This is a genomic window from Arthrobacter sp. 9MFCol3.1, from assembly GCF_000620385.1.
In the GTDB taxonomy this organism is placed as follows: domain Bacteria; phylum Actinomycetota; class Actinomycetes; order Actinomycetales; family Micrococcaceae; genus Arthrobacter.
The window spans coordinates 345,681-358,857 of record NZ_JIBJ01000003.1 but is presented as its reverse complement, the minus strand read 5'-3'; the positions used below and the strand labels follow the sequence as shown (position 1 = coordinate 358,857).

At 65.8% G+C, this 13,177-nt stretch carries 11 protein-coding genes; 4 read left to right on the top strand and 7 right to left on the bottom strand.

The genetic code is table 11. The annotated features are described in order from the left end of the window. Positions 1-521 precede the first annotated feature (521 nt). Positions 522-1,490 carry a hypothetical protein gene (locus C560_RS0101680; protein WP_155855704.1) on the top strand — a complete coding sequence of 323 codons (969 nt, stop codon included), beginning with the start codon at positions 522-524 and terminating at the stop codon, positions 1,488-1,490. A 373-nt stretch (positions 1,491-1,863) separates the two neighbouring features. Here C560_RS0101680 and C560_RS0101675 read toward each other — a convergent pair whose 3' ends face one another. The 3 genes from C560_RS0101675 to C560_RS0101665 all read right to left on the bottom strand — a co-directional run bounded on the left by C560_RS0101675 (position 1,864) and on the right by C560_RS0101665 (position 5,220). After that, complete coding sequence (locus C560_RS0101675) at positions 1,864-2,718, bottom strand: helix-turn-helix transcriptional regulator (RefSeq protein ID WP_026536888.1); 855 nt, start codon at positions 2,716-2,718, stop codon at positions 1,864-1,866. A gap of 71 nt (positions 2,719-2,789) precedes the next feature. Continuing rightward, positions 2,790-4,154 (bottom strand): MFS transporter, encoded by a 1,365-nt coding sequence (locus C560_RS21000; RefSeq protein WP_051532944.1) that lies wholly within the window; start codon positions 4,152-4,154, stop codon positions 2,790-2,792. A gap of 94 nt (positions 4,155-4,248) precedes the next feature. Further along, positions 4,249-5,220 (bottom strand): aldo/keto reductase, encoded by a 972-nt coding sequence (locus C560_RS0101665; protein ID WP_026536887.1) that lies wholly within the window; start codon positions 5,218-5,220, stop codon positions 4,249-4,251. A gap of 285 nt (positions 5,221-5,505) precedes the next feature. Between C560_RS0101665 and C560_RS20995 the strand changes: the two genes are divergently transcribed. Further along, positions 5,506-6,705, top strand: coding sequence for an MFS transporter (locus C560_RS20995; protein ID WP_051532943.1), 1,200 nt, complete (start codon positions 5,506-5,508; stop codon positions 6,703-6,705). 166 nt (positions 6,706-6,871) lie between these two features. On the opposite strand, the gene C560_RS0101655 is transcribed toward C560_RS20995, so the two are convergent. After that, positions 6,872-8,200, bottom strand: a complete 1,329-nt coding sequence (locus C560_RS0101655) for an MFS transporter (protein WP_026536886.1) — start codon at positions 8,198-8,200, stop codon at positions 6,872-6,874. 178 nt (positions 8,201-8,378) lie between these two features. Here C560_RS0101655 and C560_RS0101650 point away from each other — a divergent pair, with 178 nt between their 5' ends. Beyond that, the gene (locus tag C560_RS0101650) at positions 8,379-9,215 is read left to right on the top strand and encodes a shikimate dehydrogenase family protein (protein ID WP_043422254.1); all 837 of its coding nucleotides are present in this window, start codon (positions 8,379-8,381) and stop codon (positions 9,213-9,215) included. Between the two features lie 118 nt (positions 9,216-9,333). Continuing rightward, positions 9,334-10,131, top strand: coding sequence for an IclR family transcriptional regulator domain-containing protein (locus C560_RS0101645; RefSeq protein ID WP_026536884.1), 798 nt, complete (start codon positions 9,334-9,336; stop codon positions 10,129-10,131). A gap of 406 nt (positions 10,132-10,537) precedes the next feature. On the opposite strand, the gene C560_RS0101635 is transcribed toward C560_RS0101645, so the two are convergent. From C560_RS0101635 to C560_RS0101625, 3 genes are read right to left on the bottom strand one after another with little or no spacing between them, the layout of a single operon-like run. Then, positions 10,538-11,236, bottom strand: a complete 699-nt coding sequence (locus C560_RS0101635; RefSeq protein ID WP_026536883.1) for a substrate-binding domain-containing protein — start codon at positions 11,234-11,236, stop codon at positions 10,538-10,540. Further along, entirely contained in the window at positions 11,233-12,177 is a 945-nt protein-coding gene (locus C560_RS0101630; RefSeq protein ID WP_051532970.1) for an aldo/keto reductase, read from the bottom strand. The genes C560_RS0101635 and C560_RS0101630 overlap by 4 nt, the downstream gene beginning before the upstream one ends. 26 nt (positions 12,178-12,203) lie before the next feature. Then, complete coding sequence (locus tag C560_RS0101625; RefSeq protein WP_197026087.1) at positions 12,204-13,157, bottom strand: Gfo/Idh/MocA family oxidoreductase; 954 nt, start codon at positions 13,155-13,157, stop codon at positions 12,204-12,206. Positions 13,158-13,177 lie beyond the last annotated feature (20 nt).

The window sequence follows — 13,177 nt, the reverse complement described above, 5'->3', positions numbered from 1 at the left end:
TCCTCTTATGGGCCCCTGCGGGGGCCCATTTTTGTTGGTGGGCGTTGCGGCCTGGCGGCTCCTTCTCCTGACTCGGACAGCGGTGTTGCTGCTTACTCCCTCATGGCCGGGAGCGCTTGGAACTGCATGACTTGGGATCAAATCCTTGTGGCCATCCCTGTCGGGTATCGCGGGCGGGGTATATGCGCATCCATGAAACCGGGATCTGTATCGGATTTCTCGCAGCGCCATTGCCGGCGGATGGTATCGCGGTGGGGACCGGCTTGCGCGTGGCAGATTTAGCTGGAGGGGCCAGGCTGATCGGGGCGGGCAAAGTCGGCCTGGAGCGCGCGGAAGAATCGGCCATTGGCCGACCAGGACGAGACGAAATCGGTCGGCCATGCCTCTCAAGGCATCTGCGGTTCCCGTCCCGAGGTCCTCTGACGGTGCGGGAAGGGTCTACTCTCGGACGTATGGGCAGCGATCCCGTGCCGGGGAGGAGGTTCCTGGACGCTCCGTCTTACGATGTGCACCGCCGCGTCGTGCAGACGTACGCTCACGACCTCCTGAGTGGCAACAGCCTGCTGGACGCCCTCGCCAAGCGGACGAGCCGCGGGGGGCGCAAGGCCGAGTTCGAGTTCACGGCCACTCCCTACAACTTCTGCGAGGTCCTCTGCGTGGCGTCCCCGGAGACTGCCGTGGCCCTACTCGACGCGGGGATCACCACGGCGGACGAGGCCGTCGCGTTCCTCGAAGAGCAAGGGTTCGATGATCTCGTCGAGGACAACCACGACGCCGCGGAGGCCGCGCTCCGCTGGGCGGCGATGCCTTCGGAGGTGCTCGACCGCTTCCAGCACTCGCCCCTGTCCTTCTATGAGGACCCGGAGGGCTTCGGGGAGAAGCTGGGGGAGGACCTGCTCGGCAAGCTCCGGAGGAACAGGACGGTTTGGGCCGCCGTGCAGGAGCGCAGGATCGATCTGCGAGACATCCTCCAGATCGGCATCTCACGGTTCCTCGACGCCGAGGACGACGAGGGTACCCTGAGTGCGCTGCTGGCCAGCCTCAAGTCGGGCGCAGGCCAGCAAGTCCGGGCCGAGGACGTCAGCGGCTGGATCGAGCATTTCGGGATCGGCCCGGCGACCCCGAACGAGGTCAAGACAGGTGTCTACCGGCTCGCTGTACGGCACGGCGGCGACTTCGCCGCGCAGATCCCACGGGATGCCCGCACAATGAGGCTTGCCAACGGCCTCTCGCGTGCCGCCGCCGGCGAGAGGCGCGGTCTCGACGTCGAGCGTCGTCTGATCCTATTCGGGGCGCAGGTCTTGGCCGGGACCTCGCGGGCGGCAGGGCTGTCAGCCTTGCCGGACGAGCACGACCTGATGAGGCTAGTCGACGCGGGGATCACCGCCGCGCAGGCAGCCGAGGGGTACCTGAGGGGGATGAACGCAGCCCAGATCGTCGCGGTGCACCGGGACGGCACAGTCCCGGGCGTCTCAGACGACTGGATCTGAAGCCATCCCCGCATGTGAGGGGGCCCGGGGGCCGTGCCCAGTGGGAGACACGGGCCGCGGTGGGCACGTGAATGAGGGCTTCGAGCATTACCTGCGCACGCAGAATACAGAACAGCCGCACGCTGGCATTGAGTGTGGGGCCGCAAGGCCTGGACTGGCCAATTTGGCGTGTATACATTGTGCACATTTTGGGCTGCGGATCGGGTCGTACCGGGGCCGGACTGGCCTAGATGCGTCTATGAGACGTGGGTCCGCAGCGAGATCGTTCCGCTTGAGGTAAGTGTCAGGACCGTGGACCTCAGCACCGGATCGGGTCTTCTAACGCTCATTTTGGGAGCTAGCCCAGGTTTCCCTTTTTCGCTGGGCCGAGGGGTCAGCGGGCGTGGATGGTCGGCGCGGTCCAGCTGGCGAGTATCCGCATGGCGTCGGCGGTCGCGGATCCGGGCTCGACGGTGTAGACGAGCATGACCAGGTCCGGGTCGGTGGAAAGTTCGAATGATTCGTAGCCGAATTCCAGATCGCCGACCGCGGAGTGCGTGAGCATCTTGGCCCCGGACCGGTAGCGGAAGACGTCGTGGGAGGCCCAGAGCGAGCGGAACTCCTCGCTCTGCGTCGAGAGTGTGCCGATGATTTCGATCAATTCTTTGTCGTAAGGGTCCCTGGCCGTTGCTGCGTGGAGGAGCGCGACCACGTTGTGTTTGGCGGTATCGAAGTCGCGGTGGAATCGCGGTGCCCTGGAGTCCAGAAAGAGATATAGGGCGTAGTTGAAGCGGTCCCGGGATCCGTCCTCGGGCAGCGAGTACAGTGCCCGGCCGATCCGGTTGGAGGCGAGGCGGTCCAGGCGTGCGTTCTGCACAAAAGCGGGAGCATCAATGGAATCGAGGACGCTCTGGATGCCTGGCCTGACGGTAGTGCGGTTGGAGGGTTTTCGTCGAGGGGTACGGCGTTGGGTGAGCCGGGCGAGGTCCAGGAGGTGGTCGCGTTCGTCTTCATCGAGCTGCAGGGCGCGGGCGATTGCTTCGATGACTTCACGGGATGCGCCGGAGATCTTGCCACGTTCGAGCCGGGCGTAGTAGTCCACGCTGACGCCGGCGAGATGCGCGACTTCTTCCCGTCGTAAGCCGGGGACGCGGCGGGCTCCGCTGTAGAGCGGAACACCGGCCTGCTCCGGGGTGAGCTTGGCGCGGCGGGAGGTGAGAAAGCTGCTGATCTCGGATCGGGAATCCATACGTTCAAGGGTAGGCCCGGATCCTTGATGCCTGGCAGGACCTGTCAGGTCCTCCCAACACTGGCGGTCATTCAACGCCGCGGCAGGCGGGTCGCGAGGATTGCCATAACTAGCGCGAGGCCGGCCGCAATGAGCAAGCTGGTGGCGAAGCCCTGGAGGAATGTCGTCGAGCGGGCAAGCAAGGATCCGAACACCGCAACGGCCAACGCCCCGCCGACCTGCCGGCTGGTGTTGAACACGCCGCTTACGGTCCCGGCGCGCTGTGCATCGAAGCTGTTCAGCAGCACGGCGGTGATGGTCGGGATGACGAGCGGGCCCGCCAGGCCGACCAGGACCATCACGGCGGCGAGGACCCACATCGGCGTGGAGGCCGGAAGGAGGGCGATAACGGTGAGTCCAATGGCCATCAGTGTCATTCCGCAGGAGATGAGGGGCCGCGCACCCAGGCGTTCCGAGAGCCCGGCGATGAACGGTGTCAGGATCGCGCCGCCGAGCATCATCGGAACGAAGACCACCCCGGTTTCGACTGGCGACAGGCCGCGTTCCTGTTGGGCGTAGAGGCTCATCACGAAGGGCAGGCCGAAGTATCCGACCATGTAGGAGAATCCGATGCCGATCGAGACGGCCAGCGTGCGATCGCGCAGCAGCGGGAGCGGAACCATGGGGTGTTTTCCGCGGCCCTCTGCCACGACGAAGCCGGCACCGGCAAGTATGAACAGGGCAAAGGCGATGAGCGTCAGCGGGGCCGTGATTCCTGCCGCGCCGGCCTCGATGGCACCGTAGGTCAGGGCGCCCATGGCGGTGACCGCGGTGATTTGTCCGGCCCAGTCGACGGGAACGGATCGGTGGGCCGAGCGCGGAACGCGCCTGAGCAGGATCAGTGCCGCAGAGCCGACGGGGAGGTTGATCAGGAAGATCAGCCGCCAGTCGACGAGGGAGAGCAACCCGCCGAGCACGGGACCGGAGACCGACGCGAGGGCCCCTCCCATGGCCCACATGCCGACGGCGTGTGCCCGCTTCGCGGGGTCGGGGAAGGCTTCGCCGATCAGCGCCATCGACGCGGGCAACATCATCGCGGCCGCCGTTCCCTGCAGGATCCGGGCGATGATCAGCACGGCAACGGTGGGCGCGAGTCCGCAGCCCATCGACGTGATGACGAACGCCGCCATCCCGATGGCGTAGGCCCGCCGCGCCCCCATCCGGTCAGAGAACGCTCCGGCCGACAACAGGCACGATGCGAAAAGCAACGTGTACCCGTCAACGATCCACTGCAATCCGGTGATCGTTGCGCCGAGGTCAAGGCTGATCTGCCGGAGCGCGACGTTAACCACAACGGCGTCGAGCGTGATGACGAAGAAGCCTGTGACGGCTGCGACCAGGGCAGCCCTGGAATGGCGCAGTCCCGGCGCGGAGACGACAGTGGTTGTGACGTTCACAGATCATTCCTTCTGACAGGGGCGGCGGGCGGAACTGCCGGCCGGCATGGCAGCTTGCGGGCTGCTGGTGCGGGCTTTGGCCATGGGGGTTCCGTCAGTACCACGCCGGTCCGTGATTGACGTATGAGGCCTCCAACTCCTGGGCTTCCTCAGCGCTGAGTTCCAGGGACAGGGCTTCGACTGCTTGTTGGAGGTGGTGGGGCTTAGTGGCGCCGACGATGGGTGCAGACACAATCGGGTTTCGCAGCACCCATGCGAGGGCGATTTGGGCCATGCTTACGCCCCGGGCATCTGCCAGGCGCTGTACCGCGTTGATGACGGGCTCGTCGTAATCGTTGTCGAAGGCCTGGACTACCTTGTCGGTGGTGGAACGGGTGCTCTGTTCGCCCACCGGCCGGGTGAGTCGGCCTTTGCCGTTGGGCGAGTACGGGACCAGGCCGACGCCCGTGTCTGCGCACATCGCCATGAGTTCGCGTTCGTCCTGACGGCGCAGCAGGTTGTACTGGTTCTGCATGGAGACGAACCTGGTCCAGCCGCCAAGGTCTGCTGCGTGCTGGAGCTTCGCGAACTGCCACGCATACATGGAGGAGGCACCGATGTAGCGGACTTTGCCGGCTTTGATGACGTCGTGAAGGACCTCCATGGTCTCGTCAACAGGGGTGTCGTCGTCGAAACGATGGATCTGGTACAGGTCTATGTATTCGGTGCCGAGGCGCGCCAGCGAGGCGTCGAGCTGTTCAAGGATCGCCTTGCGGGATAGGCCTTCACCTCCTGGCCCGTCGTGCATCTTGCCGCGCACCTTGGTGGCGAGGATGATGTCTTCGCGGCGGGAGTAGCGTGTGATTGCCCGGCCGACGATCTCTTCGGAGGTACCGGCCTGGTAGACGTTGGCTGTGTCCCAGAAAGTGATGCCCAGTTCGGTGGCCTGGCGGAAGTACGGCTCTGCGGTGTCTTCGGTCAGCGCCCAGGAGTGTGCGTTCGGTGTAGTGGGGTCCCCGTAGCTCATGCAGCCCAGGGCAAGCCGGCTTATCTTCAGTCCGGTGTTGCCGAGTCGGGTGTATTCCATGGCAGGGCTCCTTCTCTGATGGTGTTCTAGGTTGTCAGTGGCGGGGGCGATGAGCGCGGTCGCGGAGTGCGGCCCGTCCCGCAGCATCGGCGGCAGGTAAGGGCTGGTGCCGCACTTGACGCGCTACGCGTCTCTTCGACGTTACGAGAGGCGGGAGTGGCGAAACAGGACCTGTCAGACCATGTCTCGCTAGGTCCTTCCGCGACCAATGCAGGTACGGCATCGTCGAGCAGGCGGGGCGATCCTGGCTCCCAACACGACCCTACGAAGGAAACACATCAACAAATGACAACCATCAGCACTGTGGCAGCGCCAACACGCCAACGACTGCCCTTCGTCGTTCCGCTGCTCGCCATCGGCACGTTCCTCATGATTACGACCGAATACATCGTCGCGGGGCTCCTCCAGGAGTTTGCCGGCGACTTGCACGTGAGTCTCGCCCACACCGGTCTCCTGATCACGGCGTTCGCGATCGGCATGATCGTCGGATCGCCTGTCATGGCCCTGGCGACCCTGCGCCTGCAGCGGCGTGCCACGCTCGTCCTGGCGCTGCTCGTTTTCGCGGCAGGGCACATCGTCGCGGCGCTGAGCAGCGACTTCGTGGCTGTTCTCATCGCGCGCGCGGTCACCGCCCTGGCAGCGGGTGCGTTTTGGTCCGCGGCGTCGGTCGTTGCCACTCACGCGGCCGGCCCGGCCAACAGTGCCCGTGCCCTGGGCGTCATGATGAGCGGAGTAGGTCTGGCTACTGTCGCCGGCGTCCCGCTCGGCTCATTCGCAGGCCAGCTCGTTGGCTGGCGCGGAACCTTCTGGGCCCTAGCGGCCCTAGCCGTGCTTGCAGCACCGGTAATCGCACGCTTCACGCCCGCAGATGCCGGCCGCAGCACTCCATCCATCCGCGCCGAACTTCGCGCGATCACGAACCGCCGCATGGCTCTCCTTGTCGTCGCCACCATTCTGGCCACCGGCGGCTACATGACAGCCTTCAGCTATCTTTCCCCGCTGGCCACCGAACGTGCAGGGGTGCCGTCTTGGGCCGTACCGCTGGTGTTCGTGGCGTTCGGCCTCGGCGCAATCGTTGGCACCAACCTCGCGGGACGGTGCGCCGATCGTCGACCGATCACGACGTTCATCGCCGCCACAGCGGGAACTGTCCTGCTGATGGCACTGCTTGTCCCCCTGTCCACCAATACGACTGCCATCTTCGTTCTCGTGTTCTTGCTTGGCATCGCAGGGATGGGCATTCCACCCGTCGGCACCAGCCTCGCCGTCCGCTTCGCCCACGCGGCGCCCACGCTCGCAGCAGCAATTTCGGTGTCCGCGTTCAACGGAGGAACCGCGATCGGCGCCTGGCTCGGCGCATCGGCCCTTGAATCGACGCTGGGCGTTGTCGGTCCTCTGACCGTCGCCGTCATCCTGGCAGTCCTCGGCCTCCTGGCGCTCCTGGCCATGGCTGTGATGCGAATGACCAGCAACGTTGAGGACTAGCCAGCCGAACTTCACGCCTGAGCAGCCGAGCGGGCATACCGTCGCGAAGCCATTGCGCAAACCTGAAGATCTGTGCCAGCCTTCACGGCGCCAGAATCAAGGGACGACGGCAGGAGTTCCCCGCCGTCGTCCCTCAGTATTGGAAGTTACGCAGCCGGCTGCACGATCAGTTGACGGGGTTGCCGAGTTCGCGCAGCGGGGTCTTGCTGGTTTCGCGGGCCCATGCGGCGCCGGCGACGGCAAGGAGTGAGGAGGCGGCGACGATCCAGGCGGCCGGGCCCCAGTTGGCCTTGTCCCCACCGACCAGCGCGGTGCCGAGCAGCGGGGTGAAGCCGGCGCAGAGGATGCCGATCTGCAGTCCGATCGCCATTCCGGAGTAGCGGACCTTGACGTTGAACAGCTCGGAGAACCAGGCCGGGTAGACAGAGTTGGATGCTGCGTAGGTGCCCGCGGTTATCAGGGTGCTGGCCAGGAAGATCATAGGGATGTTTCCGGTCGAGATGACGGAGAAGTACACGAAGATCATGAGGCCCGAGCCCGTGACACCGGTGATGAAGACATTGCGGCGGCCGAACTTGTCCGAGAGTCGGGCGAATAATGGCTGGCTGACGATAGCTATGACGTTGCCGAGGATGCTAACCCAGAGCATTGTTGCCGCGTCGACTCCGACGGACACGGCGTAGGCCAGGCCGAAGGACTGCATGAAGGTGTTCGTGACCACCTGGAACGACATGAGGGCGACCTGGAAGAACTGCGCCGGGTGCGTCTTGAACATCTTGGCGAAGGGCAGCTTCACGAGCTCACCGTGGTCGTGTTTTTCCTCGAAGACCTCCGGTTCCTCCAGCGTGCGGCGGACGAGATACGCGACGAGCAGGACGAGGATGGAGGACCAGAACGGGATGCGCCAGCCCCAGGCGAGGCGGTCGGCTTCGCTCATGGCGGCAACCGGAAGGAACGCCAGCGAGGCCAGCACGATGCCGAAGGAGATGCCACTCATAGCGAAGCTCGCGAAGAAGCCGCGGCGGCCGGCGGGGGCCTCTTCCATGGTCAGTGCGGATGCCCCAGCGGTTTCGGCGCCGGCGGACAAGCCCTGCATGAGGCGCAGCAGCACCAGCAGGGCCGGTGCCCAGTAGCCGGCGGTGCTGAAGTCGGGCAGCATGCCGATGAGGAACGTAGCCCCTCCCATCATGACCAGGGTCAGGACCAGGGTGGACTTGCGGCCGATCTTGTCGCCGAGGTGGCCGAAGAGCACCGCGCCGAAGGGCCGCGCCACGTACGCGACGCCGAAGGTCGCAAAGGAGGCCAGCATGGCGGCCGTGGGGTCGCCGGACGGGAAGAAGATCTTCGAGAAGATCAGCGATGCCGCGGTGGCGTAGATGAAGAAGTCGTAATACTCGAGGGCGCCGCCCAGAAACGCGGCCAGGGCCGCCTTCTTGGCTCGCTTGAGTTTGCGCTCTTCCTCGACGACCGTGGGGCTAGTTGCGAGTTTGGTCATGGTGCTGGTCCTTCCGCACTGAAAGACGGTTGTTTGGGATGGGAGAGTTTTTTTGGACTTGTGCGCATACCGAGCAGCTGTGCGGTATGCGATTATGGAATAGCATACTGCAGAGGTGAGGTGCCTCACAACGATTAATTGCTTGCCCTGCGGTCCCGACATTCTGAAAGGCGGCACCATGGACAACCAGACACCGGGCTCCCGGCTGTTCCTCATCGGCTCGGAAGCCTCGCAAGCCATGTCGCCGGGGCTGTGGAATCCCGTCCTCGAACAGCTCGGCAGGCGCTGGGGCTATGAGGCCTGGGACGTGCCGCGCGGCGTGCCCATGGCCGGGGTCCGCGCCCGGTTGCTGGAATCCGACGTCGTGGCCGCCAATGTCACGATGCCCCACAAGCAGTGGGCCGCGCAGGCCGCCGACGTTGCGACCGAAGCGGTCCGGCTGAGCGGCGCCTCAAACTTGCTCATCCGTGACGGTCGGAGGCTGGTCGCGCACAACACGGACGTTGCCGCCGTCGCTGAACTGCTCGGCGGCCGGCAGCAGCGGCATGCGGTCATGCTGGGGGCCGGCGGCGCGGCCCGGGCAGCGCTTGTGGCGCTCAAGGGACTGACGGGACGGGTCACCATTGCCGACCGGGACCTGAACGCGGCGGGGGAGTTGCTCGCACTCGCCGGAAGCCTGGGCATGGACGCGGAGACGACCTCGTGGGCGGAGGCGCAAGAACAGGCGTCCCGGGCCTCGCTGATCGTCAACGCGACGCCGGTCGGCAAAGGGGGCGACGACGCGCCGGTCTGGGGCGGGGCCCGGCTGGCCGGGGACGCCTTCATCTACGACTTCGTCTACGCCGGACACGTGACCGGCACGATAGCCGCCGCGAGGGAACAGGGACTGTGCTGCGCCGACGGCTGGGACCACCTCCGAGCCCAGGCAGCCGCCATGATTCCTCTCCTTAACCTGGCACCGCAGACGGATGCGCTGCTGCAGCACACGCTCGCCGCCATCCGGACGAAGAGCTGACCGACGCCGGGAGGCAAGCGCCGCCGTCGTTGTCCCGGGACCTATATGATCGAAAAACACGCCTGCAGCCATTCGGTTTCTGCCGGCGGTAGTGCAGGTTCAAGGAGACAGGGAGTCCATGGAGGAGCAACCGGCGTACTTTGTGAAGTCGGTGGAAAAGGCCTTCGACGTCCTGCTCGCCTTTACCCCGGACGCTCCGCGGCTGACCGTCTCCCAGGTCGCCACCAGGGCGGACATGACCCGGGCCTCCGCGCGGCGGTTCCTGCTGACCCTGACGGATCTGGGCTACCTCCGCGCCGACGGCCCACACTTCGAGCTGACGCCCCGCTCGCTGGACATCGGCCAGTCGTTCCTGGCGAACCTGACGCTCCCCAAAGCAGCGGAGCCGCACCTGAAGTCACTCGCCGCGCGGCTCAACGAAACAACCTCGCTGTGCATCCTGGACGGCACCGACGTGGTCTATGTCGCCTGCGTGCCCTCGCCGCGGCTCCTCAGCGTCTCCATTAGCGTGGGCACACGGTTCCCCGCGTGGGCAACGTCGATGGGGCGCGTCCTCCTGGCGGCGCTCTCAGAACCGGAACTGCAGGCGTACTTCGACTCGGTCAATCTGCAGCGCTTCACCGAGCGTTCCGTCGGAAGCGTCGACCAGCTCCGGGCAGAAATCGACTCGGCACGGGCCAAGGGCTGGTCGATGGTGTCGCAGGAACTGGAGGAGGGCCTGCGCGGGGTGGCCGTGCCGGTGTGGCGCGGCAACGACGTCGTCGCGGCCATCAACGTGTCCCTGCAGACGCACCGGGCTCCGGCGGAAGCCATCGAAAAAACGGTCGTTCCGCTCCTGCAGGACGCTGCACGCCAGATCGGCAACGACTACGGCGGCCGCCAGGCCGGAGTGTCCACGATCGTCGGGCGACGTTAGTACGTTGCGCCCAAACCGGCCGTTCAAGGGCTGGAATGCTTGAGGCGGGTGTCACGAACTACCCCAATCGATGATCAATGGTCCCGGATCGAGCCGTTTGTTCAACCAAGGTGGACCTGTCGTTTCGCAACAGGTCCTCTGACACAGCGCACGCGGAGTCCGGGCAACCACGCGACCGTGAAATGCTGCGCCTGGACGTACAGCTTGCCCGGGGCCGTCCGGGACTTTACAGGCTCATACGGAGGGCCGAAGGCCTCAGGCGTTTGACCCAGCTCGCCGAGGACCCCGGCGCGAAGTGGAAGGCAGGACTGCCCTTCGCCCGCTCGTTCTCCACGGTCGCCTGCACGCCTCGCATCGGTGTAAACGTCTGCAGGACCCGTATCAGTCAATCCGTCACGGCAGGGCCTCAGGGCGCGCGAAAACTGTGCGACGACTTGATCGATGCCGAGAAGTCGGAGCGGAAGAAGGCCAACACCTCCGCAGCACGAGCCGCGTTGTCGGAGGATGCCGCGACAGCACCCGCGAAGACCGTGCAAATCGCGCAGTCGGCCGGGAGAACGCCGAGGATGCGCACGCCGCGTTGCCCGACCAGTTCGCTGAGCTGCTGCAGGCCGAGATCGACCTCTCCCTCGGCAAGCAGGCGCGCCACGGGTACGCCTGGGCGGGCCTGCACAAGCCGGTCGCTGACCTCATCGGTCATGCCCCATTGGTCGATCATGCGCAATAGCTCGGTGCCGCTCGGTCCGGTGGAATATCCGATGCGGAATGCCGCGCGCAGGGCGGCGCGAAGCTCGTCGGCATTCGCAAAGGCCGTTCCTTCGGAACATGTGGCTGCATCGGCGCTGCGTGCGGGCACGCCTACGGCGACCTCCGACAGTACGATCGGGGTGATGGATGCCGGATCGACGTGCCCCTCGGCAGCGAGGCGTTGGAGAGCGTCCTCGGCGAGGAATACAAGGTCGAACGGCTCGCCGGCGGCTACCCGCTGGGCGGCGTTCACTCCGCCTACGGATTCGAGCTGCAGAAGCGGTAGCCCGGCCCCGGCGGCAGCTTCAGCGAGGTCGGCGAGAACGTGTCGGGTGGCCATCGACGAGATCGCCCTCATGCGGCATCCTCGAAAGTCTCGGCGTCTACTTCGGCAGCAGATGCTGGCGCATATCGCGCGCCAGAGATGGTAGCCGTGCCAATCAGCTCGCCGGCCCGCGTCAGCAGCGCGCCGTCGACAGAGATGTCGGCCGCCGCCATGTTCTCACGCAGGTGCGCGACGCTCGTTGTTCCCGGGATCGGCAGAACGTGATCGCCGCGGGAGAGCAGCCAGACCAGCGCGAGCTGTGCTGGGGTGCAACCGGCCTCCGCAGCCAGCTCACGCCAAGAGGCCAGCAGCGTCGCATTCGCACCCCAGTGCTCGGGCTGGAAGCGCGGCATGCTGCGGCGGATGTCGTTTGGGGCCAGCTCACCTGGGTCCTTGATCGCATCGGCGAGGAAACCCCTTGCGACCGGCGAAAACGCAACCAGGGTCACGCCGTCCTCGCGAGTGGCGTCGAGCATGCCAAGCTCGGCATTGCGACTCCACAGCGAGTACTCGTTTTGCACGGCTGCGATAGGGGTGATTGACTGCGCCTCGCGCAGTCGCGCGACCGACACCTCGGACAGGCCGATTGCGCCGATCTTGCCCGCGGCGACCATCTCGGCCAGCGCGCCGACGCTATCGCCGATCGGCACCTTCTTGTCCCACCGGTGAAGGTAGTACAGGTCGATGTAATCGACGCCAAGGCGGCTCAGCGAAGCATCGACCTGTGCGCGCAGCGTATCGGGGCGTCCATCGATGACTTTCACGCCGTCGACGGACGCCATCCCGCACTTACTCGCCAGGAAGACCTCGTCGCGGCGCCCCGCGATCGCAGCACCTACAAGCTCTTCGTTGCGGCCGCCGCCGTACAGTGTTGCCGTGTCGAGCATCCCGATGCCTTCATCGAGAGCTGCGCGCAGCATCGCCAGCCCCTCGTCACGCGACGGGGGGACGCCGTACGCGTGGCTCAGCGACATACAGCCCAGACCGGTAGGGGGTAGCCTCACGCCAGCTGCTCCTCAAGCGCGCCGAGCACGCGGTAGCAGTCGATGACCTGGCGGATCGACGAGTTCGGCTCGCGCCCCTCGCGGATCGCGCTGACGAACTCGCGGTCCTGCAGCTCGATGCCGTTCATGCTCACCGCCACCTTCGAGACGTCGATCTGCTCGTCGCGGCCGTTGAAGAGGTCGTCGTAGCGCGCGATGTACGTCTCGGTGTCGCCGATGTAGCGGAAGAACGTGCCGAACGGGCCGTTGTTGTTGAACGAGAGGGACAGGGTGCAGATCGCCCCGGTCTCGCTCTTGAGCTGGATCGACATGTCCATCGCGATGCCCAGATCCGGGTTGATGGGGCCCTGGATCGCGTTCGCCTGCACGATCTTGCCCGCCTGGTAGGCGAACAGGTCGACAGTGTGCGCGGCGTGGTGCCACAGCAGGTGGTCGGTCCAGGAGCGCGGCTCGCCCTTGGCATTCGTGTTCGTGCGGCGGAAGAAGTACGTCTGCACGTCCATCTGCTGCACGTTGAACGAGCCCTCGGCGATCCGGTTGTGCACGAGCTGGTGCGAGGGGTTGAACCGCCGCGTGTGGCCCACCATGGCGATGCGGTCGGACGCCTCGGCCGCGGCGAGCGTCGCCTCGGCGTCGGCGACCGAGTCGGCGAGCGGGATCTCGACTTGCACGTGCTTGCCGGCCTTGAGGACCTCTTGGGTCTGCGAGGCGTGCAGACCCGTGGGCGTGGCGAGGATGACGGCATCGACGTCGTCGCGCTCGAGCACGGCGTCGAGCCCGACGACGGCGTTGGCGACGCCGTACTTCGCGGCGACTGCCTGGGTCGGTTCGAGCCGCGTGCCGCTGACGACGGTCACCTCGGCATCGGGGATGTTCATCAGGCCGTCGAGATGTTTCATGCCGAAGGCGCCTGCGGCGCCGACGACGGCCACACGGATCTTGTCAGTCATGGGGGCTCCTTAGTTGCGGA